The organism is Testudinibacter crocodili (assembly GCF_006228025.1).
GTDB lineage: Bacteria > Pseudomonadota > Gammaproteobacteria > Enterobacterales > Pasteurellaceae > Chelonobacter.
Genome location: NZ_VDHF01000107.1, coordinates 1 through 1162 on the forward strand (window position 1 = coordinate 1; position 1162 = coordinate 1162).

1 protein-coding gene is annotated in these 1162 nt (G+C 49.2%); it reads left to right on the forward strand.

Features of this window, described 5'->3' with window-relative positions; all coding sequences use genetic code 11:
* Positions 1–41 precede the first annotated feature (41 nt).
* Entirely contained in the window at positions 42–815 is a 774-nt protein-coding gene (locus FHQ23_RS11005) for a DUF3304 domain-containing protein (protein WP_139614367.1), read from the forward strand.
* Positions 816–1162 lie beyond the last annotated feature (347 nt).

The following is a 1162-nucleotide window of genomic DNA, read 5'->3' on the forward strand; positions in this document are numbered from 1 at the left end:
AAAGTTAAAAAGCCATCACTCAACACCAAGGAGCCATCATCATGAATAAAACCATGCTTGCGTCGTGCAGCATCCTGCTGGGGCTAAGTTTAAGCGGCTGTAGCAGTGCCTACCAGCCTTTTGTCGGCATCGTCGGCGGGAAGAACGAATCTTATTTTACCCCGGTAGAGGCCTTGGTTTACACTTATGAAAGTGTATCGGGCGGCAATGTGAATGGCGGCTGCATCCCCAATACCAGCGGTGTGGCCTTAGACCAAGTGGGCAAACGGCGCTGGGGCGGCGGCTCTACTTGCGGGGGCATGACAATCCCTGCCACCTGGCGGCCGGGCTTGACGGTAAGGGTGCACTGGCGTATCACTCCATATTCCCAATGGAATCCGAGCTGGGAAAAAGGGGGGCTAAATCAGGAAGAACTCAGGATTATAGAACAATATAACGAAAGCTACACCGCCATCGTCCCCCTGCCGCCGCCACCGCCAAATATCGGCACGAACTTAGGTAAAGGATCCAACATCACGGTTCATTTCCTGGCCTGCAACCAGTTGTTTATTGATTACGGCACCTCCGACGAGGATAAACTGATCAAGCGGGATTTTGAATTGATGGATAAAAGCCTCAAGCTGTGTTCTAAGCGCCCGGTGGTGAAATCGATGGCGGATTACCGCAAGCATAAAGCGCGGATGGACGAGGTGCGTTTGGAGCGGAAGAATATCCCGCAAGTGATTTTGCCGCAGTATATCGAAGAGGTTAATAAAGTGGGTATGCCGCAGTATATCCAAAACCTTAAAGACGCGGGTCTATATCGTGATCGGTAATTCCGGCAATGATTTATTTGAAAGGGCACAGCAATGGCGGAGCAAAACAATACACCGCAAAAAAAACAGTCTGCAACCTTTGGGGTCAGCAACCTCAGCAACGTCAACAGTTCAAAGATTATAAATACCCCCGACGGCGCAAGTTTGCAACTTGTGCTTTTTTACATTTGATTTATAACTGAAGTTACGCACCTGCTACCAAAGGCTGCCTGAAATGGACAGCCGTTATTGCCGAACTTGGGCTATGCACGCCATAAGGGCGTTCGGCAATCCATTGATAAGAAAAAATCAAGTGTAACGGATTGTTTTAAAAAACGGCTGTTGTTCAGTTTCAGGCAGCCTTTAGC